The organism is Lachnoclostridium phytofermentans ISDg (genome assembly GCF_000018685.1).
Lineage (GTDB): Bacteria > Bacillota > Clostridia > Lachnospirales > Lachnospiraceae > Lachnoclostridium > Lachnoclostridium phytofermentans.
Window position 1 is genome coordinate 4,341,167 of record NC_010001.1, and the last position, 23,284, is coordinate 4,364,450.

Below are 23,284 nucleotides of genomic sequence, written 5' to 3' on the forward strand. Positions count from 1 at the left end.
ACGCATCTCTTAAAAGATACAATTCTTCAAGAAACATTTATAACCGATTAATTAGCCATCTTTATGTAGGAGATAACCGGAATAGTGAATACACCACTCATCTCGACTTCTTCTCCTTCATACTTAATCTTTAATTCATGCTCCTTACTTAGATAATCCTTTAGTTCTTCTGCGCTTAAAGAAGCATCTCCCTCACCATCTTCAGCATTCACCTTCTGATATCTACCATCCTGTAATAAATCAGATCGAAATACCAAATCATACTGGCTGGTAGTTCTATTGTAGAAATATATCTTCTTTGCCAATAAATAATAATTTGTATCTTGATTTAAGCTAAGTTGAAAAACATCTGCCAGTACTAGCTTTGAAATTTCATCTTCTTTTGGTAGCTGATACTCTAATTCAATGCTATTCGTATAAACATAGCGAAGCGCATTATCATAATAGTTGCTCCCACCTGCCTTTAGATAGCGATCAAGGTTTGGAACTAAAGTCACATCACCGGTTGTTGTATTAAGTTCCAAAGGAACTACCATCATAGAAACTCCATAGCTAGCACGATTGTTAGATAAAGATGAAAATGGATGTTCCTTAGGTAAACTATCTATAAACCCGATAAGATATGCTCCTTCTTTCGCATAAAGTCCCTCTTCAATCACCATGCTAAGTGCATTATTTTTTCTTACACGATCCGGTGATATCTTAGTTTCTTGATTACCAAGCTCTACACTAATCGAATTTGAATTATACAAAATACTATAAATATTAAAATTGTATTCTTGGCTACATTCCTCAAGGGAAGCACTCTCACCGCTTTCTAAATCTCCAAGCAAAGCAACTCTACCATTATAATAAACATATGCTTCTTCAAAATTTTCCGAAGTATCATTTGTTACACTACCACTCATAGTACTTTCTGTAACCGAAACCTGACCTGTTACTTCATCATCTAATTCTCTGGAGTAATCTAGAGAAAAATACTGAGGAGTGAATGCTGGTATATGGTCAAACATCAAGGAATAGCTATCTTTCGATTTTAACACTGAAGTATTGACTGCCTCACCAAAGCTCAGAGTATCATATGGTTTCTCTTTATCAATTACATCATAAAAGGTTGGATACTGATACTTTCCCGCAATGACCTCATTTGCATCCCCAAGACTTAGCTCCGTCTTTTGGTTGGAGGATAAATATACATTTACATTGGATTCGGCCTCAAGCGTTTTAGTATTAGGGTCATAAGTCTCTACATTAAAATAAGAAATATACGGCTCTGTAATTCTTGTATTGGTTCCCATCACATATACAATGCAAGAAAATACAAGAGAGAGACAAGGAACTAACACCCAGACTAGGATATTCTTCTTCTTTTTATGAAGTATAAAGTATAGGAGAGGTCCAATGATAACAATATAGACCACTAATAAAATCGTATAAGGAAACACTTTCGGAACATCAATAGAATTAGAGTTATTTATAATTCCCTGGACTCTGTAATTATCGAAGTTCGCATATTGCTCAACCTCCAAATGTTTCTTTACAGCAGCGGGTATGTCTTCAAGCACTTGCGAAACCACGGAAAGATAAAAGGTATTCAATATCTTTCCACTTACCCCATCATTCACTAAAATCTTTGCTTCCGTCAATCCCTCCATACCCAGTGGAAAATGAAATACCAAAACATTACCTTCTCCATATGGCACCTTCTCATAGATAGTAAGATTGTTAGATTCCTTCTTTTTTGTAGCATTCGTGGTAGAAAATACAGTAACAGTCTTTTCAACCGAAGTAAACTTTAAGTCGCTAATAATTTTATTACCTAAAATAGATTTTCCAATATATAAGTTACAATCTTTCTGTGGCTCTTTGTTTTTTATATCCTCTTTATATTTTAAGTTAGAAGCTCGTAATGTTTCATATCCCTTCACCCTTAATAAAAGATCTGAAAATTCAGAAGGCTCTTTCATGGATATCTTTGCATTCTGCACTGAAAAATCGGAAGTTTCTTCTTCAAGACTTACTATATTTTGATTACTAAGCCACTTAATTGCAGGTATACCATCCTCGTAGTAAGCCTCACTTCCAAAAACCAGCGTACCACCACGTTTCACAAACCCTAGTATTGCTTGTTGCTGTTCCTCGGTTAGACTAGATATCTTAAAATTTTCAATTACCAACACATCTATCATATCAAGTCCAAAATAATCACTTGGAAAATTACTTTTATCCAAGTAAACACACTTATTCCCAAAATACTCAAAATAAGACAGCGGAGTCGACATATCACTTAAAATACCTACGTAATAATAGGTTCCTAAGTTAACGACATTAAGAGGGATTACCTCTTCTACAATTGTATCCTTACTGGAAGATAGAAGCTCAAATTTCATGCTTTTACTGGCTCTGTTCATAGGAATATTTAACGTTACGACATTTTTTTCTAATCCTAGAATTGTCGCTGTAGTAGCATAACGAATATTATCTTGTTCTTCATTCATTATAGTGGCAGCTATTTCACCAGTAAAACTTTCACCTTTGTTATAGATTTTTGCAGTTACCTGTATGGTTCTACCATATCTAGCTTGTTGCTCAAACCCATATTGTAACGTAACTACGACACGGTCATTGGCTAAAATGATTGGTTTCCCACTTTGATCGGTATTTCCTACATTCGTTTGCGGAGCCCTTGCTGCAGTTGCATCAACCATTTTACATGGCAATAACATGACTATAGACAATGAAATTATTACAAGCAATATTATAGCTTTCGATAATATTGCTTGCAATAAACAAGGTACACGTAAATGTTTCATGGAGCTCCTCCTTTTCCTTTATTGACCGATTGGTAATATCACCTCAAAAACTGTTCCATCCAACCCACTTCGAGCCGTCACTTGACCACCGTGCATCTCAAAAATATTTCTTGCAATAGCAAGACCAAGACCTGTCCCGCCATGCTCTTCATTTCTAGAATATTCAACACGATAGAATTTCTCAAAAATGTGCGTAATATCTTTCTTTGGTATAACCTCACCATAATTTGTGATTGTTACAATTACCTCAGTATCTTTTACCTCTAAACGTAAATTTATATTCTTACCATCTGCGCCGTATTTTATTGCATTTCCTATTAAATTAGCAAATGCTCTAGCCAAATAATCTCCATCTGCACTTACAACCGCGGAAGGTACTGTCACATCAAAACTATATTCTAAGCCATATTCCGTAAAGCTTGGATAAAACTCATCCAATAATTGATAAAGCATCTTTACGATATCAACTTCTTTTTTATAAAATTTAACTTCTCCAAATTCAAACTTGGTATAGGAAAATAAATCTTCAATTAACTTTTCCAAGCGAATTGACTTATTGTAAGCAATACCGATATACTTATCCTTTATCTCCGCAGGAAGGTCTTTCTTCGATACCAAATCTAAATAACCTATTATTGAAGTTAATGGAGTTCGTAAATCATGCGCTACATTTGTGATTAACTCATTTTTCTTACTTTCCGTGTTACGCTCTTCTTCCATGATCGCTTTTATTTCCACTGCCATGCGATTTAAATTCTGAGCTATTCTTGTAAATTCGTCATCATTGCGAAGCGGTATTCTCACATCAAAATTGCCAATGGCCAATTCATCAATGCCCTTTGATATTTCTTTTAGATAAGAACTCATCTTCTTAGTAAAAATCATAAAATAAGTAATAAAAGATGCAAAACCAATAAATAAAGCAACCAAATAAACGACTGGATCAAGCTCGCCATTACTTTGGCTATTTTTTGTGTTTACATCTGGTGCATATTTTAGATTTAAAGAATTCTGGTAAATAGCATCACTCACCGAATTATTAGAACTATTTGATGTTTGATTTTTATAATCCGAAGTTGCAGTTTCAAGCGCTTGTCTATATTCCTGATTTGATAGCAAAGTGTAAGAGATGAAGTGAACTATACCTAGAAAAAACAGTACTGTAAGTAAGGCTAAGATAGCACTTAGGATACTGTACCATAAGTTTCGGTATCGAAAACTATGAATAAATTTATCTTCCATCGTGGTCCTCTCTTCCAAACATGCCGCCAAAGGCATCACGCCGCTAAAGCGGCACAACACTTACTTCTCAATCTTGTATCCAACACCCCATACAGTTTTAATGATTTCTGCATTCCTTGAGTCCATTTCGATTTTCTCTCTAAGTCTTCGGATATGTACCATGACCGTATTATTTGCCTCGTACATCTTTTCGTTCCATACGCGCTCAAATATTTCATCCGTACTAAATACTCTTCCTGCATTTGAAGCTAATAAATATAAAATATCAAACTCTATTGGTGTCAATCTCACTTCTTTACCATATGCCATAACAACATGGGTTTCTTTATTAATTACCAAATGAGTCACCGTAATTTCTTTTTCATTTTTGTCCTCATAGGTACTTGGATTAAATTTTGTAAAGCGTCTTAACTGTGACTTAACTCGTGCCATTAATTCCAGCGGATTAAATGGCTTAATCACATAATCATCGGCACCTGTGCTAAGACCTATAATTTTATCGATGTCTGCTGACTTCGCACTTAACATAATGATTGGCACAGTACTGGTTTCTCTAATCTTTTTACACATACTCAGTCCATCAATTCCTGGCATCATGATATCCAGTATGACAAGTTTAATGTTCTCCTTTTGGAGAATTTCGAGTCCTTCCATGGCATTGTATGCTTTAAATACCGGATATCCATCACTAACTAAATGGATTTCAACCAATTCTGCGATCTCTTTATCATCATCAACTACTAAAATATTTATCTCCTCTGCCATTTCTTACCTACCCCCATTCTGTCGCAATTCTGTGAATTTGAGCGACAGCACAAATTCGTGTGTGAAAAATCTTGATCTTTCACACTATTCTCACTAGATTTATCTTATCATACCATAGTCCCAAAATCTTTACTTTTTTCTTACAAAACCCTAGTTTTTCTTGTACTAATTCCTAAGTAAATCCAGCTTATTCCTGTATTTCCTTATGCTGTTTCAATATCTATGTTTTACTTCCTATTTATCTTTATCGAAACCTATCTACTAATACTTTACCTATCCCGCACTCATATATTTATCTATTTTTACGCTCATACAAAAATACATTACTTAGGATACTATGCGCATTTATATTTCAAGTGAATTATCCACAAAGACCTAAAATACAAGTACATTTATCCACAAAAAAGGCGAAATCTCTGATACTCTGTGTATTACAAAAAAATAAGACTGTCTCCATGTTCTGCATATCTGCCGAACCGGATTCAGTCTCATAATCATGACAAGTCAGAATCTTACTGGCTCATCTTAAGTTTAATCGAAGTTGAGTAGTACTATAAGCCGGGTTCTGTATTTGATGATCATCTATCTTGACTGTACGTTACCATACAGCTCATTTGCCCGTTACCAGACAAAACGCGACCTACCTAAGAGCACGACGGGCCGCCGTATCGCTCTCATACCATAAAGGTATTTGTTTGGTCTTGCTTCAAGTGGGGTTTACACAGCCTTCTCTGTTACCAGAGAAGCGGTGGTCTCTTACACCGCCATTCCACCCTTACCTAACCTAACGGTTATTATCTAACCTGCGGTTAGGCGGTTTATTTTCTGTTGCACTGGCCTTAGAGTCGCCTCCACCGGACGTTATCCGGCACCCTGCCCTATGAAGCCCGGACTTTCCTCACCGATTAAATCGGCGCGATCATCTGTACTACTCAACCTTAGTATGCTAACATGAATCATTTCATTTGTAAAGAAGTTTATCTTGGTAAACATCAAACTTTAAAACAACTTCCACCAATAAACTCCCTAATAATCGAATTCTTAGGAATATCTTCTGAACTTACTCCAAGAAAATAATCTAAAAATTTTAATAATCGTTTTGCTTCTATATATTCTTTGCAATCTTTATCGATTCCAAACAAAGCTGGTTCTGCATATTGCTTTAGAACAGACAATTCATAAATAAGAGCGGAATTAAACATACAATCTGCTTCTTCTTGAAATGGGAAGATATTTTCCTCTTCTCCTCGGCGTACCGATGGCCACATCGCAATTGTCTCACGGGCGGAAGTCCCCCTCGTTCTTGCATCTCTTACCATACGGCGAATTAATCTTCCATCGGTAGTCGGAATACGGTTATGTTCGTCAATATTGAGCTGAGTTAAGGCACTGATATAGATTTTAAATCTGCTCTCTTTTGGTAGAGAATAGGATAATTCATCATTTAGGCCATGGATTCCTTCTATGACAAGAATATCTTCTGGTCCTAGTTTCTTATAGTTTCCTTTATATTCCCGTTTCCCAGTTTTAAAATTAAAGTTTGGAAGTTCTACCGTTTCTCCATTTAATAATGCAGTCATATCCTTATTAAATTGCTCTATGTCGATTGCATGTATAGATTCAAAATTAAAGTTACCATATTCATCTTTTGGAGTATTTTCTCGATCCACAAAATAATCATCGATGCCAATCGGGTGTGGCTTGTATCCTAGGGTACGTAACTGAATTGATAGACGATGAGAAAAGGTGGTCTTACCAGAAGAGGAAGGTCCAGCAATCATGATAAACTTCTTACTTCCTGCACTTTTAATCTTTTCTGCTATCTCTGCTATTCTCTTCTCCTGTAACGCCTCCTGAATCAGAATGATGTCATTCATATTCCCTTTTGTTATCTCATCATTCAAGGAGCCAACCGTAGAAATCTCCATGGTTCTTCCCCATTGATTGGCTTGCTGGAGAGTTTCAAATAGATTCTTTCTTGGTTTAAACTCTGGAACCTTTTCTGGTTCTTCTTTTAGCGGTAGCATTAACATAAATCCATCTTCATATGGAAATATATCGAAATACTTTAAGATTCCGGTGCTTGCAGGCATATAACCATAATAATAATCCTCAAATCCATCTAAATTATAGAGATTTGCGCTGGATACACGGCGATAGCGAAATAGTTTTTCCTTATCATACATCTGATACTTATGAAATAACTCTGCTGCCTCCGCGGTAGCTATGGAACGTTTCATAAATGGTATGTCTCGATGAATAATGGATTGCATCTCCTTCTTAACTTTATCCATTAATGTAGCGTCTACCTTAACTTTTCCATCTAATTCGCAATATAAACCAGAACCAATCGAATGTTCCACCCTTACTTTATCAATATTATCATGACCTAATACGCGATAAATAGCACGAATCATCACAAAAATAAGCCCTCTGGCATAAGTCTTACGGCCAGCATCCTCAGTTATTGTAACAAATTCTATCGTACAGTCCTGTTTCACTGTTTTAAACAGCTCACGTAATCTTCCGTTCATTAAAACAAGTATTATCTCATGTTTAAACTGAGGCTGATATTCCTTGCTAATTTCCAGATAAGCCGTACCCTGTGTGTATTCTTTTGTCACGCCATTAACCGTAACTTTAAACATTCCCATATACTTATCACCTCATTTCTTCGCTGCTTTTATCTTACCCGCAAGACAATGCGTATCATCAAGTTTATGGTTGCAGCGCAGATATAAACTTGATAAGAGAAAGATCTATTCCCTCCCATCTACACGATATTGCTTGCGTGCAAATAGGGAGGGTAACTTGCCCCTCTAAGATCTATAGTATTGTAACGCATCCTCTAACATTTCTATTTCCTTTAAAAGTTCTGCATATCTCTCTCTATTTTTAAGAGTACTAATGCTTTCTAAATTTTCTCTAATTTGATAAGCTTTCGCTCTTTCTTTCTCAAGAAACTGCTGTAGTACTGGATGTTTATTCTCTAAGAGATATCTCCCATACCTATTATATAACTCTTCGGCATCCTTCGTGACTTCCCTCTCTTCGCAGAAGCTGTCCCGGTTTTCTTGGAGCAATGAAGTACAGCCCCGTGATTGGGGCTGCGCATAAAGTACTGTATAATACTTACCTTCATCAATACACATATCCTCTTTTGTAATTTCGAAGTTCAGATTATGTAGATACTCTCGTACCCTCCAGATTTCTGACTGTGGCTGTAAGATAAGTTCCTTTGCCGCCGCTACGCACTCGCTGCCTTCTTCTAATATTCTAATCATAAGGGCTCCACCCATGCCAGCGATGACAATCGAATCTACCTCATTTGGTTTTAGCATGTGCAATCCATCGGATAACCTTGTCGTTATCAGATTCTCCATCCCATAGCTTATGATGTTTTCCTGCGCCCGCAGCAGCGGACCCTCATTTACATCAAGAGCTATCGTTTTAGGAGCAATCTTTCCTTCTACAAGATATATGGAAATGTAGGCGTGATCACAGCCTACATCTGCAACCACATTTCCTTTTGTGACGCTATCAGCCACCATACGTAATCTTTTTGATAAGTTCATGTGAAACTATTTTCCTTCCTCTGTATCCAATATTAATTAATCTAAAGATTAATTACTCTAAATAATCCTTTAATTTGCGAGAACGACTTGGGTGTCTCAATTTGCGAAGTGCTTTTGCCTCGATTTGACGGATTCGTTCTCTCGTTACATTAAACTCTTTTCCTACTTCTTCCAGCGTTCTGGCACGACCATCATCTAACCCAAAACGTAATCGCAATACTTTTTGCTCACGATCAGTTAATGTGCCAAGTACCTCCATTAACTGTTCTTTTAATAAAGTAAAAGCTGCTGCTTCTGCTGGAACTGGTACGTTATCATCCTGAATAAAATCACCCAAGTGACTGTCTTCTTCCTCACCGATTGGAGTTTCAAGAGAAACTGGTTCTTGAGAAATTTTCTGAATTTCACGTACACGTTCTACTGGAATATTCATTTCCTTAGCAACTTCTTCTGGAAATGGTTCTCTACCAAGCTCTTGTAATAGCTGGCGTTGCACACGGATTAATTTATTTATGGTCTCTACCATATGAACTGGAATACGGATTGTTCTCGCCTGATCTGCAATGGCTCTTGTTATCGCCTGACGAATCCACCAAGTTGCATACGTACTAAATTTATATCCTTTTCGATAATCGAATTTTTCTACCGCTTTAATTAATCCAAGATTTCCTTCCTGTATTAAATCTAAAAACTGCATGCCACGGCCAACATAGCGTTTTGCTATGCTAACTACCAGCCTTAAATTTGCTTCTGCAAGTCTTTTCTTTGCATTTTTATCTCCTTGCTCCATACGCTGAGCAAGAACAATTTCTTCATCTGCACTTAAAAGCGGTACTTTACCAATTTCCTTAAGATACATTCGCACCGGATCTTCTGTACTAATTCCCTCTGGTACCGTTAAATCGATGTTAGTTATTTCCTCTTCTTCTGCTTCGATCAAAGCTAAATCGCTTTCATCAATCTCTTCTTCTTCCTCTAATTCTGGTGCACGCAAAACATCAATATTATGTGCCTCTAAATACTCATAGATCTTCTCAATACGGTCCGCATCAATCTCCATATCAGAAAAGAAGTCATTAATCTCTTCGTATTCTAGTACATTCTTTTTCTTTTTTGCATACTCCAACAATTCTTTCAGCTTCTCGTGAAATTTTGCCATGGTTTCATCCATAAATACTTCCTTCTTTCTTCGTCTGAATGTTGTATAATTCGATACCCTATATTTTCACAGTTTAACCATGATTTAAAGAACTATGCAATTTCTCTAAGCCATGCTGTTCTTTCATAACATTCTGAAGTGCCATTATGTCATTGTCTTCAATCGCTTTCTTATAAGCAATGTCTAGACTAGCTCTTTTGACACGTACTACCGTATCCGCAAAAAGCTTTCTTCTCTCCGCCTCTGTCATCTCAAGCTGAATGGAAGTCGAGAATAGACCGGCCACTTCAGTTTGCAACTCCTTGCTTTCAAAACGATTGATAATCTTAGCGGGAGTTACTTTATGTTCACTTTCGTATTGCTCAAAGACCATATTTGCAACCTCGCGATATAATTCCTCTGTAAAATCATCCGCTGTAATAATTCCACGAATTTGATCAAACGCCTTGGAATCATCAATCAACCAGGTTAGCAATATCTTTTGCGACTTTTGCATCCCTTCTTCTGGCTTGCCTTTTTTCGCATTTTGTTCCTTTTCTCGGTCTCTTGTTTCTTTCGCTACGTTTACCACTGTCATTTGGGCACCATAACGGTTTACTAGTTTTCTTAAATTGTCATAGGAAACATTATATTTTCTTGACAACGCCTCAATGTAGTTGTTTCTCTCAATTTCCTCTGTAAATATTAACAGTTTCTTTGCCATCTCATTGAAGAACTTCGTCTTTTGTTCCGGATCTCCTAAATCATAATCCCTTTCTAATACAGAAATTTCAAAGAAGAAACTGTTCATTGCTTGATCAATTCGATTTTGATACTCCTCCGCTCCAAGTGCCTTAATAAATTCGTCCGGATCCTTGTAAGGCTTCATATCAATTACTTTTGCAGATAGCCCTGCCTCTTTCAGAATCGGTATTGCTCGAATCGCAGCCGCAACTCCAGCACCGTCACTATCATAGGTCAGATACGCTTCTTTTGTGTAACGGGATAATAATCTTGCTTGTTGTGGTGTAAATGCAGTTCCTAAAGATGCTACTGCATTCTGAAATCCAGCCTGGTGAAGTGCTATAACATCCATGTAACCTTCGCAGATCAGAAAGTAATCCTTTCTTGATGTTCTGGCAAAGTTTAAACCAAATAAATTCCGGCTTTTATCAAATACTATCGTTTCCGGAGAGTTTAAATACTTTGGTACTCCATCGCCCATCACTCGGCCACCAAATGCTATCACTTTATTGTTCCCATCCATAATCGGAAACATGACTCGGTTCCAAAACTTATCATAAGCCCCTTTACTTTCTTCCATTGTAAATAGGCCAGATTGTCTAAGTAACGAATCTTCATACCCAGCTTTTTTCATATATTGATATAAATCATCGGAGTATTTGGTAGAATACCCAAGCCCAAACTTTGTAATAATTTCCTCGCTAAGTCCTCGATTTCTTAAATAAGCTAGTGCTTCTTCTCCTTGCTTACTTCTTAGTTGGTAATAATAATACTTACCAGCCTCTTTATAAAGCTCTAAGACTCTTGTTTTTAAATCTGCTGCCTTTTTCGCTTCTTCTGAATATTCTAATTCCGGCAGTTTCACTCCAGCTCGGTCACCTAAAACTTTTAAAGCTTCCACAAAGGTATAATTTTCATATTCCATCAGAAAGGTAAACACGTTTCCCCCAACACCACATCCGAAACAGTGATACATCTGTTTTGAACCACTTACAGAAAATGACGGAGATTTCTCATTATGAAATGGACATAGTCCCATGTGGTTGGCGCCACGTTTTTGTAATTTTACATAAGAACCAATCACATCAACGATATCATTGCGTTCTCTAACTTCTTCCACAAGTTCCTCTGGATAATACATAGTAAGCTCCATTTCTTAGTTTGATACACTTATTCAATCTCATCTTAGTAATTTAAAGGTTGTATTTTAAAATTTCCTTTTTCAAAACGTAAATCATATATTTTTCCTCAATACACAGCCCTTGCTTTAGAGCCCATATTCTTTTAACACATTTTTCATGGTGTAGAAATTATATTTTTTAATATACATCCCATGCTGTAGGAATCATAATTTTTAATATACATCCCACGCTGTAGGAATCATAATTTCTTTATATTTCGCAACCGCATATCGGTCAGTCATACCAGCAATATAGTCACACACAACTCTTCCAGCTAGTTCCTTCTTCTCTTCTATCATAAACAAATACTCTTCTGGTAAGCAATCAAGGTTCGAATTATAATAAAGATAAAGCTGCTCTATCATCTTCTCTGCTTTTGCCTCCTGCCCTTTTGCGACAGGATTCGTATATACACTGCGAAACATATATTTTCTTAATTCTAACATAGCGGTTTGTACCCGCTCTGACATAATAATATCGGCTTTTCCGAAGCTATGGATAACAATATCATGAATCAGAGTATTCAGTCTCTCTACCGGGCTATGTCCAAGAACATCCGTGAATTCCTTCGGAATCTCTTCTTCCTTTATAATTTGCCCACGGATGGCATCATCTATGTCATGATTTATATATGCAATTTTATCCGATAGCCTTACTACCTTACCTTCTAAGGTCGATGGGTTTCCGGCTGTTTGATGATTTTTTATTCCATCCCTTACTTCTTTCGTAAGGTTTAGTCCCTTCCCATGCTTTTCTAATAACTCCACTACTCGTAAGCTTTGCAAATGATGTTCAAAACCACCTTTGTATACACGGTTTAGTGCTCTCTCTCCTGCATGGCCAAATGGGGTATGGCCTAAATCATGTCCTAATGCAATCGCCTCGGTTAAATCTTCATTTAGTTGAAGTGCCTTAGCAATTGTTCTCGCATTCTGCGAAACTTCTAGCGTATGGGTCATTCTGGTTCGATAATGGTCTCCTTCTGGTGCTAAAAACACCTGCGTTTTTCCATTGAGTCGACGAAATGCCTTAGAATGTATAATTCTGTCCCGGTCTCTTTGATACACTGGACGAATGTCGCAAGCAACCTCATCCATATCTCTGCCAAGAGAACAATCACTGAATGCTGCATAGGGGTTCAAATATTCATGCTCTCTTTGCTCCTGAAGTTTTCTTATGTTCAGTTCTAACTGCTCCATACTAACCTCCATTCCTAAACAAACGTAGCCATCCGGGTCTCCTTAACATCCTATTCCGTTTTAAAAAGAGACGAACCTTGTCCCAAACTATCTCAATAGGTATTATAGTAAATACGATATTGTCTTATACTAAATAATACCGTCTACTATACTGTTCTACAAAATAATTCGAATTCCTCTTTTTATTTAGAAAAAGTTGAATGCAAATTTGAATGAAGTTGAATGCAAAACTAAATTTAGGTGCTTTTTTCTCATTACAACTTTGCAAAACTCAAATTTGTTTTGTAATTTTTTCTTTATTTTCCCTTTACTTTCGGCATCTATACCGACTTTAATATCCTAAAGTTTATGATATATTATAATAGGAAAAGGAGGCAGATGCTTTCATCTACCCCTTTTCCTATCACTACTTATTTTTCTCATTTATCCTTGAAATATTTTCACTTTCTCTTTTGCTTTTTTTGTATCATCAACTTTCGAACAGTTACAATGACTTGGACAATCGGAACATCCACAACTGCAAAACTTACCAGCTTTTATTTCTCTCGCTCTTTTTCTCACGACATAGAAGACATATGCTCCTAGTAATAGTACTATAATTAATGTTGGCCACATACTCATCATCCTTTCTTAAGCCTTGTATTAATATCTAACCTTTATTCAGATATCTTAAAGACTTGTAATAAAACTGCCAATCTGGAAAAACAATACGGATACCAGATAAGCAACACCTAATTGAAACAATATTGAAAATATGGTCCACTTCGTGGATTTTAATTCTCTCTTTACCACTGCGATGGTTGCTACACACGGAGTATACAGTAAACAAAATAGCATAAATGAATATGCATTAACCGCGGTAAAATTCTGACTTGATAGTGAAGATATCAAGGTATTCATACCCTCACGGGAACTGATATTTGCTATTCCATATAATACACTGAAACTAGATACTACAACTTCTTTTGCAGCTAATCCAGAGATTAACGCCACAACAATTTGCCATAATCCAAGACCCGCTGGTACTAAAATTGGACTAGCAAACTTACCAAAGATTGCACCAAAGCTCTGTGACATATCCTCTGTCATTCCTTGTGGTCCAAAATTTAAAATAAACCAAATTACGATCGATGCAAGGAATATCGTTGTTCCCGCTTTCGTTAAATAATCTTTCACTTTGTCCCATACATAGATAAAGATAGTTCTTTTATTTGGTGTCTTATACTCTGGTAACTCAATAAGTAAAGGACTCATATTACCTTTTTTTCCGAATTTGTTCATTACAAAGGCAGATATTACTGCAATAACCAAGCCAACCACATACATGGAAAATGCTACTAGCATTGCGTATCGTCCAAAAAACATTTGGGAAAATAACACGTAGATTGGAAGTCTCGCACTACAGGACATGAATGGTGTAATCAATACAGTTCTTCTTCTATCTCTCATATCCTCTAAGGCTCTTGATGCCATAACCGCAGGAACAGTACAACCAAATCCAAGTATCATTGGGATAAAAGCTCTTCCTGAAAGTCCAAGTTTTCCCATCAAACCATCCATCACATATGCAACTCTTGCCATATAGCCACTATCCTCTAAGAAGGCTAACGCAAGAAATAAGATAAAGATATTTGGTAAGAAAGTGAGGATTCCACCAACACCAGCGATAATACCATTAACTATTAAAGAAGTTAACATCTCATTTGTACCAATCGCTTCCAGTCCTTTAAGAGCCATAGTAGAAAAGCTTTCTAAACCAACTTCAAAATACCCTTTCAGAAAATCACCAATGGTAAAGGTTAAGAAAAATACCACTGCCATAATTCCTAAGAATACTGGTAAACCAAAAATACGATGTGTAACCACTCGATCCACTTTATCTGTTAAGGCAGCCTTTTTGCTTTTATTTACTAAGCATTCCTCAATAATTTCATCAATAAAATCATACTTTTGATGAATAATCTCTGCTTCGTAACTTTCATTAGCAATCCCAGCTAAATCAATAGATACAAGATTCATTACCTCTTCATCATGCTCTAATAACTTAAGTGCGTACCAGCGATAGTTTTCACTTTCAAATCCTACTTCCTTCATTCGATCAGTGAGTATATCAATCTTATCCTCAATTTCATCGCTATAGACCATCGTAAATTCTTTATGATGTTCATGCGCGTGATGGCTTTTGCTCTTTCCAAGGTTTGGATGCTGATGTACAATGCTATTATGACGACACTTTTCTTTATGGTGTGCTACCGTATGCATTAGGATATCTAGACCAGTACGTCTTCTTGCTGATACTGGGATACAAGGAATCCCAAGCATCTCAGGTAATCGATGCATATCAATCTCCATACCACGTTCTTCTACAATATCCATCATATTAAGTGCTAAGATTACTGGTTTCCCAAGTTCTATTAACTGTAACGTAAGATATAAATTTCTCTCCAGAGCCGATGCATCTGCAACGTCAATGATGACTTCTACCTCAGAATCCAAGATAAATTGTCTCGTCAGTTTTTCCTCCATGGTATAGGAAGTTAAGCTATATATCCCTGGAAGGTCTACTAATTTAAAACGATGATCATGGTATTTCATCGCTCCTTCTTTTTTTTCAACCGTAACTCCTGGCCAATTAGCCACCTTTAGTTTGGCACCAGTATAGGCATTAAATAATGTCGTTTTTCCGCAGTTTGGGTTTCCTACAAACCCAACTTTTAATTCCTGCTCTTCTCTGAGATTCTCTTCTTGAATCATGGTTAACATCCTTTCCGTCCCTAACATGCTGTTAATGTTGTTGTCTTAACTTTCCTCGATATGAATTGCTTCTGCGATCTTCTTTCCCACTGCAAGTCTGGTTCCACGTACATTGAAAATAACAGAGCCACCACGTTTATTATTTAAAACCTCAATCTTTGTGCCATCGGTTAAGCCAAGCGCTTTCAAACGGATTTCCGTCTCTTTTGCCAACTGAATGTTATGCACTGTATAGGTCTTGTTTGCCTTCCCATCCACTAGTGTCATGTCGTTCACGTCCTTTTCTCTCGTTCATTTTCTTTTATTGAGAATAATTATCATTTACAAATTCATTATATGAAGAATTTTGCGTTCTGTCAACGTTGATTTTATAAAATATGCTATTTTTTTTACTTTTTCTAAATATATAGACTAAACCAAGCTAAACCCATAGGATGAAGGCGTATTTCTCGCGGTTTAAATTTATAGAGACTTACACCGACTGGTATGTCCAGCTTTGATGGACATACCACTAAAAAAGACTGCCGCATATAGCAACAGTCTCCGAGATATAATACTATGATTTATTTGATTATAAAAATGCAATCTTAGGAAAATAGCTTATTTTTTATCATTGAAAGTATCTTAATTTGGATTGACATAATAGAGAATCCACCTGCAATTCCAGTTAAGAATCTTCTTTTATTTGTTGACTCCTTAATTTTTGATTGCTGTATCGCCCAATCCGCAAACATTATCAAGGCTCCAGTGATGGAAAGCTTTTTATGAAACCCAAAGAGAAGATAGCATGGTATTGCAATTAGATAACCTATGATAACACCGGTACAACGCGCGCATACCGGAAACTGATATCCATGATAAAAAAAACTTCTCTCCGGCTTTTGATGACATCCTGTGTACTCTCCAACTCTCATTAACTTTTTCCACATCTCATCATGTTTCTTACGTATGCTAATTTTCATATCCTCTCCTTACTCTATCATCAAACCAAACTATGATTACTTTACTGTCTTTACGTTCTAAATTTTCTACCACAATGTTGGCAAATCCAGAAAGTTCTTCTTACGGTATGTGATTTTCCCATTCCGCATAAACCGCATACCCAACCAATTGGTCCTAAAATTAGATAGCCACAGCAACCTTTCCCAAGACCATATCCTTTTTGATTCGTTTCGGATTCCTCTACAATAATACAACGATCATCTCCGCAATTTGGACATCTCATATCTACATCCTCCCGTACTAAAAGTAAAAACAGATATTATAGGCAGAGTTTAGCATAATTAAATTCGTCCTGCAATAATTCTGGAGAATTCTAATTGACTACTTTTCTATTTCTAATCAATCTCTCATTTCTTGACAAAAAAACTAATAAAAAAATTAAAAATGATAATATTAACAATTACTAAAATGAAGAAAAATTACTAGAATAATAAAAACCTGATTAAAGAAAGAAAAAAGCTGCTCTAAACAGATCTTAAGCAACTTATCGTCACACTTTTTCCTCTGTTTAAAACAGCCATATGCTTTACATTACAGTAATTCTAATTTCTTTAATACATTCTCAAACTTTGTTTGGTCGATTGGTTTACCTGCATAAGCAACACAACCAAGTTCGAAGGCTTTAGTAACATTTCTTCCTTCACTTAGAGCTGTAGTCATAATAATCTTTGCCTGTTTTTCTTCAGGAATTCCCTTTTCCTTTTCTAAATCACGGATTCCCTTTAATGCTTGATAACCATCCAATGCTGGCATCATAATATCAAGGCAAACTAAATCGTATGGTTCATTTGATTCAAGCGCCATCGTAAAGGCATCTACTGCTTCCATCCCATCTACGGTAATATCACATTCCCCGTATTGCGATAAAAATCGAAGCATAAACTTTCTACTTGCAAAATCATCTTCCGCTATTAGTATCTTCACTGTATCCTCTCCTCAAAATTATTACCTATCCCAAGGTTTACAATAATACCCGTTGTAGGGAAAACGCAAAATTATATGAAAGCAGGTCTTCTTACGAATATTCCTTCGTTTCATCGACTTATATGGATAAGATATCTACACTTTCCCTTGTAGTATAATGTCATTATACACCGTTTTTTGTTAATAATCTAGTCACTTTCCAAAATTTCTTAAAAAATGAGAAAATTAGACTATATTTCTTACTACCCTAAGAAACTCATTCATCTCCTCATCAGTTCCGATGCTGACTCGAAGATAGTTAGAAATCCTTGGTTTATTAAAGTATCTCACGTAAATGTGCTCTTTTCTTAGCGCATCGAATAAATCCTTCGCTGCGACTTTCTCATGGGTAATAAATAAGAAGTTCGTTTTAGAATCCGGCATTTGAAAACCGAATTCAATTAGTTCACTCTTCACACGCTCTCTTGTTGCTATAATCTTATCAAGTGTCTCATAAAAATATTCCTTATCTTTTACTGCCTCTGCCCCACATACTATGGAAGGATAATTCATGGTATATGAATTATAAGATTCTTTTACATTCTTTAGAGCTGTGATTAGTTCTTTATTTGCCATTGCAAATCCAATTCGCATACCTGCCATTGACCTTGACTTAGAAAATGTTTGTACCACGACCAAATTATCATATTTTTTTAACAACGGCAATGCACTTTGACCGCCAAAATCAACATATGCTTCATCTACGATTACAATCGAATCCTGATTATTGGCGACGATATCCTCGATTACACTAAGATCCTCAGAGATAGAGGTTGGAGCATTCGGATTCGCTATTACGATACCTCCATTTACCTTGTAATAATCTTCTTTTCTTATGTGGAAATTCTCATCTAATGCTGGTCTTTCATAAGGAATTCGGTATAAATTCGCCCATACATCATAAAAAGAGTAGGTTATGTCGGGGAACAATATCGGTTTATCGGAGTTAAAAAAGGTCAAAAATGACATTGCAAGCACATCATCAGAACCTACTCCTACAAAGATTTGATCTTTATCAAGTTCATAAAATTTCGCCAGTTCTTCCACAAGAACGGTTGCTTCTGTATCTGGATATAATCTAAGCATTTCAGATTGATGTTTTAAAGCGTCTTTGATATTCTTTGTTGGTGGATAAGGATTCTCGTTCGTATTTAACTTTATTTTATTCAAATCTTTTGGCTGCTCACCTGCCACATAAGGTGTAACCTGTCTTATATTCTTTTCCCATGCTCTCATGATTTTCCTCATTTCCGTGCTGCTAATTTATCTTTTATTTCCGCGTATGTTTTCTACGCTATTAAAAACCATATTCCTTCGCTAACTGCTCAAAATGAGGTAGCGCACGTTTTATCATATCATAATCGACACAATACGCTAAGCGGAAATATCCTGGGCATCCAAAAGAAAATCCAGGTACAATTAATATGTTATGTGCCTTTGCCTTTTCTACAAATGCCTTATCATCCTCTTCTAAGGCTTTTACAAATAAATAAAATGCCCCCTCTGGTTTAATACACTCATAACCATAAGACAATAAACTTTGATACAAAAGTTCTCTGTTTCTATTGTAGATTTCTACGTCAACCTCCGCATCCAAACAACGAGACACCGCACGTTGTATGAGGGATGGTGCATTTACAAAACCAAGGATTCTGGTAGCTACGTTTGCTGCTGCCTTTATATCACCAGCATCATCAAGTTCATCTGGTAGGACAAGATAACCAATTCGCTCTCCTGGAAGAGATAAGGATTTACTAAACGAATACCCAACGATCGTATTCTTATAGTATTTCGTAAGATAAGGAACCTCTACCCCATCATATACAAGTTCACGATAAGGTTCATCGGAAATCAAATAGATGGAAGTTTTATATTCCTCCTGCTTTTCCTCTAAGATACCAGCCAATTTTTTAATGGTCTCCTCAGAATATACAACACCGGTCGGATTATTTGGAGTGTTAACAATCACTGCTTTTGTCTTAGCTGTTATTTTATCCTTAAATTCCTCTAAGTTAGGCTGGAAATCTTTTGTATTCGGAGATACCACCACAAGACTACCATCGTAATTGCTAACATAGTTACGATACTCACCAAAAAATGGAGCAAACACTATTACTTCATCGGATGGATTTAATAGAGTTTTAAAAATAACATTTAATCCACCTGCTGCACCAACCGTCATCACGATATTGTCATGGCAGTACTTGGTATCAAACTTTTGATTGATATGATTTGCAACCTTTTCACGGACGTCTTCATAACCAGAATTATTCGGATATCCATGGATAAGATTCTGGTTCTCTTCATTAAGAACTTCGATAATTGCTTCTTTCACTCTTTCTGGTGGCTCTACGCTTGGGTTTCCTAAACTAAAATCATATACATTCTCTGAACCGTATTTAGCTGCCAACTTCTTTCCTTCTTCAAACATCGCACGGATTACCGAACTATTTTTCACCAAATCTACCATTTTGCTTGATATCATCTCTTATCCTCCATTCCAAAGCACCATTTTTATATTGATTCAAATAGACTTATATCTATTTAATTTTACTATAATTCGAATAAAATACATCTATTCAATTTTACTTTAATTCGAATAGAATAAATCTATCCAACGTAAATTCTACTATTCAGCTAAATAAAGATAGCATTTACATTAATGTTTATGAATACTACTGCATGTAATTTACAATTCATATATCAATATGCAGAAATACTTGAAAGGTTGAAAGAAATAATATTTCCTCCAACCTTACTTTATTGTTTTATTACTTCAAACGAATATCCATGTAGTCAATTACCATATCAACACACTTTTCGAACCCTAATTTACTACTATTTAGGCACAAGTCATAATTCTCCGCACTCTTCCAGTCCCTACCTGTGTAATATTTATAATACTCAGCACGGTGTTTGTCAATCGATGTTATTTTCCTTGATGCCTCTTCTTTCGAGAGACCATCTAATCCCATCACTGTTTTAACACAGTCGTCAAATGGGGCATGCACAAATACCTTAATGACATGATCTACATCTTTTAATACATAATCTGCACAACGGCCAACCATAACACAAGATGTTTCATTCGCTAACTCCTTAATTACCTTAGCTTGATAATTAAATAAGTTGTCATTCGATACAAAATCATCGGAATCTGGCGGAATTAATTCTCCTCTATATTCTTTCCTAGCAACTCGAAATAGTAAGCTTTTCTTTACCATCTCGTCTGCTCTCACAAACAATTCCTCATTGATTCCACTCTTATCCGATGCTAGTCTCATTAGTTCCCGATCATAATAATGAACTTTTAGGCGTTCCGCTAACATCTTTCCTATCGTTCTACCACCGCTACCGTAACCGCGTGCTATTGTGATTACAAATTTTTCACTCATAAACATAACCTCCTTATTCTCCTAGGTAAGCTTTTTTAACAGAGTCATTATTCATCATCTCATTCGCATCACCAGATAAAACAATTTTACCAGTTTCCAGTACATAAGCTCTATTGGCAATAGAAAGAGCTTTTTTTGCATTCTGTTCTACCAATAATACTGTAGTTCCATTCTTACTTATCTCTTGTATGATATGAAATATTTCTGAAACAAATAAAGGGGATAACCCCATGGAAGGTTCGTCTAATAACATAATTTTTGGCTTAGACATGAGTGCACGCCCCATAGCAAGCATTTGCTGCTCCCCTCCGGATAAAGTTCCGGCAATTTGTTTTTTACGTTCAGCTAGTCTTGGAAAACGCTGATACACTTCTGTCAAGGTTTTCGAAATCTCTGCATTATCTTTTCTACTATAAGCACCCATCATAAGATTCTCAAATACCGTAAGCTCTGCAAAGATTCTTCGGCCTTCCGGTACATGTGCCATACCAAGCGAAACAATCTTATGTGCTGGTGTTTTTAATAAATTGTGTCCTTCAAAATCGATACTGCCATGTTTAGGAGTCACTAAGCCAGTAATCGTATGTAGGATTGTGGTCTTACCAGCTCCATTGGCACCAATCAAAGCAATAACTTCTCCTTCATTTACTGTGAAGGAGACACCCTTAATTGCTTGAATTACTCCATAGTATACATCTAAATCATTTATTGTCAACATTGCCATATTAGCACCTATTCCTTTCTATCATTCGCCAAGATATGCGGTAATAACTTCAGGGTTATTTAAAACCTCAGACGGTGTTCCTTTTGATAATTCCATACCGAAGTTTAGTACCAATATCTCCTCACAGATACCTGTCACAAGTTTCATATCATGCTCAATTAAAAGAATAGTTATTTTATAACGGTCTCTTACTAAACGAATTGTTCGCATCAGCTCTTCTGTTTCATTCGGATTCATACCTGCTGCTGGCTCATCAAGAAGCAGTAGCTTTGGATTTGTAGCTAGTGCTCTCGCAATTTCTAATTTACGTTGCTTACCATAAGGAAGATTAGAAGCTAAAACCTCCGCTTGCTTATCAAGGTCAAATACCTCAAGGATCTCAAGTGCCATCTTATCCATTTGCTTTTCTTTCTTCCAATACGACGGAAGTTTAAATAATGCCTGGAATAAGGAGTAGTGTACCTGATTGTGTAAGGCTACTTTTACATTATCAAGTACTGTCATCTTTTTAAACAATCGTATATTTTGAAATGTTCTTGCGATTCCGGCTTGGTTAATTTGAACCGGTTTCTTTCCATTTAATCTCATACCCTCTAATATAATACTACCATCTGTTGGTTGGTATACTCCAGTTAATAAATTAAATAGGGTAGTTTTCCCAGCTCCGTTTGGTCCAATTAATCCATATAATTGACCTTCCTTGATAGAAAATTTAACTTGGTCTACTGCTCTTAAACCACCAAAGGAGATACCTAAATTCTTTACTTCCAATAATGCCATCTTAGTGCTCTCCTTTCTTTTCCTGTAATTTTTTCGGTTTTACTTTACCAAAGGGTACTATTTTTCCAAAGAAACCTTTTATCTTTTCTTTCATCTCACCAGAATTAAGAATCATAATAATTATCAATGCAAGTGCATACGTTAGCATACGGTAGTCACCAAACTCACGGAATTTCTCCGGAAGGTAGGTTAAAAGAATCGTTGCAACGATAGTACCCGGAATATTTCCCATACCACCAAGTACAACAAATATTAATATATCAATTGATTTGTTATAATCAAAACTATTAGGTCGTAGTACACTATAGGTATGCGCATATAATGCACCAGCTATTCCAGCAAAAAAAGCTGCTATTGTAAATGCGAGAATCTTAAACTTAGTAACAGGTATTCCCATAGCTTCAGCTGCTACATAATTCTCACGAACGGATAGAATCGCTCTTCCATGCCTTGAATTCTTTAAATTTACCGCTACCAAAATTGTTAAGATACCAAAGATATAAATCCAAGTATAATTCGCATAATCCGGAATCTTAGATAATCCCATTGCACCACCAGTAATTGACATAGAATTGATGATAGAACGAATAATTTCTGTAAAAGCCAGAGTAACAATCGCAAGGTAATCCCCACGTAAACGAAGTACTGGTATTCCAGTAATCACGCCAAATAATGCAGCCATAATACCACCAATGAGAAGTGCTATGATAAAGGATAAAAATCCTGGGAGTCCTACCGCCTGCGTAGTAAAGATAGCACTGGAATAAGCTCCTATCGCCATAAATCCAGCATGACCAAGAGACAATTCCCCTAATAATCCTACCGTAATACTTAAGGATACCGCTAGAATAATGTTAATTCCAATTCTAGGTATTAAGGATGTCATCTGACGGCTTAAGATATTCCCTTCCATCATGAAATAAACAGCCATATATCCAAGGATAATTGCAGCAAAAGCAATCACCGCATTTATTAGATTCCGTCTTTTCTTATTCTTCTCCATACCGTT

20 protein-coding genes and 1 other RNA gene are annotated in these 23,284 nt (G+C 36.3%); all 21 read right to left on the minus strand.

Annotated elements, in window-relative coordinates:
- Nucleotides 1-47 precede the first annotated feature (47 nt).
- On the minus strand, nucleotides 48-2,813 hold the full coding sequence (locus CPHY_RS18230; protein ID WP_012201513.1) for a hypothetical protein: 2,766 nt from the start codon (nucleotides 2,811-2,813) through the stop codon (nucleotides 48-50).
- Nucleotides 2,814-2,831: 18 nt separating this feature from the next.
- Entirely contained in the window at nucleotides 2,832-4,055 is a 1,224-nt protein-coding gene (locus tag CPHY_RS18235) for a sensor histidine kinase (RefSeq protein WP_012201514.1), read from the minus strand.
- A 60-nt stretch (nucleotides 4,056-4,115) separates the two neighbouring features.
- Nucleotides 4,116-4,820: a response regulator transcription factor gene (locus tag CPHY_RS18240; protein ID WP_012201515.1), complete on the minus strand. Its 705-nt coding sequence runs from the start codon at nucleotides 4,818-4,820 to the stop codon at nucleotides 4,116-4,118.
- 538 nt (nucleotides 4,821-5,358) lie between these two features.
- An RNA gene (gene rnpB / locus CPHY_RS21100) (RNase P RNA component class A) lies at nucleotides 5,359-5,755 on the minus strand.
- A gap of 57 nt (nucleotides 5,756-5,812) precedes the next feature.
- On the minus strand, nucleotides 5,813-7,468 hold the full coding sequence (locus tag CPHY_RS18245) for a nucleoside kinase (protein ID WP_041704745.1): 1,656 nt from the start codon (nucleotides 7,466-7,468) through the stop codon (nucleotides 5,813-5,815).
- 171 nt (nucleotides 7,469-7,639) lie between these two features.
- Nucleotides 7,640-8,395, minus strand: coding sequence for a tRNA (adenine(22)-N(1))-methyltransferase (locus CPHY_RS18250; RefSeq protein WP_012201517.1), 756 nt, complete (start codon nucleotides 8,393-8,395; stop codon nucleotides 7,640-7,642).
- A 52-nt stretch (nucleotides 8,396-8,447) separates the two neighbouring features.
- Nucleotides 8,448-9,566 (minus strand): RNA polymerase sigma factor RpoD, encoded by a 1,119-nt coding sequence (gene rpoD, locus CPHY_RS18255; protein WP_012201518.1) that lies wholly within the window; start codon nucleotides 9,564-9,566, stop codon nucleotides 8,448-8,450.
- Nucleotides 9,567-9,627: 61 nt separating this feature from the next.
- The gene (gene dnaG / locus CPHY_RS18260) at nucleotides 9,628-11,418 is read right to left on the minus strand and encodes a DNA primase (protein ID WP_012201519.1); all 1,791 of its coding nucleotides are present in this window, start codon (nucleotides 11,416-11,418) and stop codon (nucleotides 9,628-9,630) included.
- 213 nt (nucleotides 11,419-11,631) lie between these two features.
- Nucleotides 11,632-12,642, minus strand: a complete 1,011-nt coding sequence (locus CPHY_RS18265) for a deoxyguanosinetriphosphate triphosphohydrolase (RefSeq protein ID WP_041704748.1) — start codon at nucleotides 12,640-12,642, stop codon at nucleotides 11,632-11,634.
- A 438-nt stretch (nucleotides 12,643-13,080) separates the two neighbouring features.
- Nucleotides 13,081-13,272 carry a FeoB-associated Cys-rich membrane protein gene (locus CPHY_RS18270; protein ID WP_041703776.1) on the minus strand — a complete coding sequence of 64 codons (192 nt, stop codon included), beginning with the start codon at nucleotides 13,270-13,272 and terminating at the stop codon, nucleotides 13,081-13,083.
- A 54-nt stretch (nucleotides 13,273-13,326) separates the two neighbouring features.
- Nucleotides 13,327-15,420, minus strand: a complete 2,094-nt coding sequence (gene feoB, locus CPHY_RS18275) for a ferrous iron transport protein B (RefSeq protein WP_012201521.1) — start codon at nucleotides 15,418-15,420, stop codon at nucleotides 13,327-13,329.
- A gap of 36 nt (nucleotides 15,421-15,456) precedes the next feature.
- Nucleotides 15,457-15,678 (minus strand): FeoA family protein, encoded by a 222-nt coding sequence (locus CPHY_RS18280; protein WP_012201522.1) that lies wholly within the window; start codon nucleotides 15,676-15,678, stop codon nucleotides 15,457-15,459.
- Nucleotides 15,679-15,998: 320 nt separating this feature from the next.
- Nucleotides 15,999-16,373, minus strand: a complete 375-nt coding sequence (locus CPHY_RS18285; protein ID WP_012201523.1) for a DUF2085 domain-containing protein — start codon at nucleotides 16,371-16,373, stop codon at nucleotides 15,999-16,001.
- Nucleotides 16,374-16,423: 50 nt separating this feature from the next.
- Nucleotides 16,424-16,636: a hypothetical protein gene (locus tag CPHY_RS18290; RefSeq protein WP_012201524.1), complete on the minus strand. Its 213-nt coding sequence runs from the start codon at nucleotides 16,634-16,636 to the stop codon at nucleotides 16,424-16,426.
- A 308-nt stretch (nucleotides 16,637-16,944) separates the two neighbouring features.
- Nucleotides 16,945-17,337, minus strand: a complete 393-nt coding sequence (locus CPHY_RS18295) for a response regulator (RefSeq protein WP_012201525.1) — start codon at nucleotides 17,335-17,337, stop codon at nucleotides 16,945-16,947.
- A 225-nt stretch (nucleotides 17,338-17,562) separates the two neighbouring features.
- Entirely contained in the window at nucleotides 17,563-18,612 is a 1,050-nt protein-coding gene (hisC, locus tag CPHY_RS18300) for a histidinol-phosphate transaminase (RefSeq protein ID WP_012201526.1), read from the minus strand.
- A 61-nt stretch (nucleotides 18,613-18,673) separates the two neighbouring features.
- Nucleotides 18,674-19,861, minus strand: coding sequence for a pyridoxal phosphate-dependent aminotransferase (locus CPHY_RS18305; RefSeq protein ID WP_012201527.1), 1,188 nt, complete (start codon nucleotides 19,859-19,861; stop codon nucleotides 18,674-18,676).
- 286 nt (nucleotides 19,862-20,147) lie between these two features.
- A complete protein-coding gene (locus CPHY_RS18310) occupies nucleotides 20,148-20,777 on the minus strand; it encodes a cytidylate kinase-like family protein (RefSeq protein ID WP_012201528.1) in 630 nt (209 codons plus the stop codon).
- 7 nt (nucleotides 20,778-20,784) lie between these two features.
- Nucleotides 20,785-21,495 (minus strand): ABC transporter ATP-binding protein, encoded by a 711-nt coding sequence (locus tag CPHY_RS18315; RefSeq protein ID WP_012201529.1) that lies wholly within the window; start codon nucleotides 21,493-21,495, stop codon nucleotides 20,785-20,787.
- A 21-nt stretch (nucleotides 21,496-21,516) separates the two neighbouring features.
- Nucleotides 21,517-22,275: an ABC transporter ATP-binding protein gene (locus CPHY_RS18320; RefSeq protein ID WP_012201530.1), complete on the minus strand. Its 759-nt coding sequence runs from the start codon at nucleotides 22,273-22,275 to the stop codon at nucleotides 21,517-21,519.
- A 1-nt stretch (nucleotide 22,276) separates the two neighbouring features.
- Nucleotides 22,277-23,278, minus strand: a complete 1,002-nt coding sequence (locus CPHY_RS18325; RefSeq protein WP_012201531.1) for a branched-chain amino acid ABC transporter permease — start codon at nucleotides 23,276-23,278, stop codon at nucleotides 22,277-22,279.
- Nucleotides 23,279-23,284 lie beyond the last annotated feature (6 nt).

Bases quoted from the DNA above. Each gene is read 5' to 3' on its own strand.
- CPHY_RS18230 (WP_012201513.1), bottom strand. From the start codon at position 2,813: ATGAAACATTTACGTGTACCTTGTTTATTGCAAGCAATATTATCGAAA.
- CPHY_RS18235 (WP_012201514.1), bottom strand. From the start codon at position 4,055: ATGGAAGATAAATTTATTCATAGTTTTCGATACCGAAACTTATGGTAC.
- CPHY_RS18240 (WP_012201515.1), bottom strand. From the start codon at position 4,820: ATGGCAGAGGAGATAAATATTTTAGTAGTTGATGATGATAAAGAGATC.
- CPHY_RS18245 (WP_041704745.1), bottom strand. From the start codon at position 7,468: ATGTTTAAAGTTACGGTTAATGGCGTGACAAAAGAATACACACAGGGT.
- CPHY_RS18250 (WP_012201517.1), bottom strand. From the start codon at position 8,395: ATGAACTTATCAAAAAGATTACGTATGGTGGCTGATAGCGTCACAAAA.
- rpoD (WP_012201518.1), bottom strand. From the start codon at position 9,566: ATGGATGAAACCATGGCAAAATTTCACGAGAAGCTGAAAGAATTGTTG.
- dnaG (WP_012201519.1), bottom strand. From the start codon at position 11,418: ATGTATTATCCAGAGGAACTTGTGGAAGAAGTTAGAGAACGCAATGAT.
- CPHY_RS18270 (WP_041703776.1), bottom strand. From the start codon at position 13,272: ATGTGGCCAACATTAATTATAGTACTATTACTAGGAGCATATGTCTTC.
- feoB (WP_012201521.1), bottom strand. From the start codon at position 15,420: ATGTTAACCATGATTCAAGAAGAGAATCTCAGAGAAGAGCAGGAATTA.
- CPHY_RS18280 (WP_012201522.1), bottom strand. From the start codon at position 15,678: ATGACACTAGTGGATGGGAAGGCAAACAAGACCTATACAGTGCATAAC.
- CPHY_RS18285 (WP_012201523.1), bottom strand. From the start codon at position 16,373: ATGAAAATTAGCATACGTAAGAAACATGATGAGATGTGGAAAAAGTTA.
- CPHY_RS18290 (WP_012201524.1), bottom strand. From the start codon at position 16,636: ATGAGATGTCCAAATTGCGGAGATGATCGTTGTATTATTGTAGAGGAA.
- hisC (WP_012201526.1), bottom strand. From the start codon at position 18,612: ATGAGAGCATGGGAAAAGAATATAAGACAGGTTACACCTTATGTGGCA.
- CPHY_RS18305 (WP_012201527.1), bottom strand. From the start codon at position 19,861: ATGATATCAAGCAAAATGGTAGATTTGGTGAAAAATAGTTCGGTAATC.
- CPHY_RS18310 (WP_012201528.1), bottom strand. From the start codon at position 20,777: ATGTTTATGAGTGAAAAATTTGTAATCACAATAGCACGCGGTTACGGT.
- CPHY_RS18315 (WP_012201529.1), bottom strand. From the start codon at position 21,495: ATGGCAATGTTGACAATAAATGATTTAGATGTATACTATGGAGTAATT.
- CPHY_RS18320 (WP_012201530.1), bottom strand. From the start codon at position 22,275: ATGGCATTATTGGAAGTAAAGAATTTAGGTATCTCCTTTGGTGGTTTA.
- CPHY_RS18325 (WP_012201531.1), bottom strand. From the start codon at position 23,278: ATGGAGAAGAATAAGAAAAGACGGAATCTAATAAATGCGGTGATTGCT.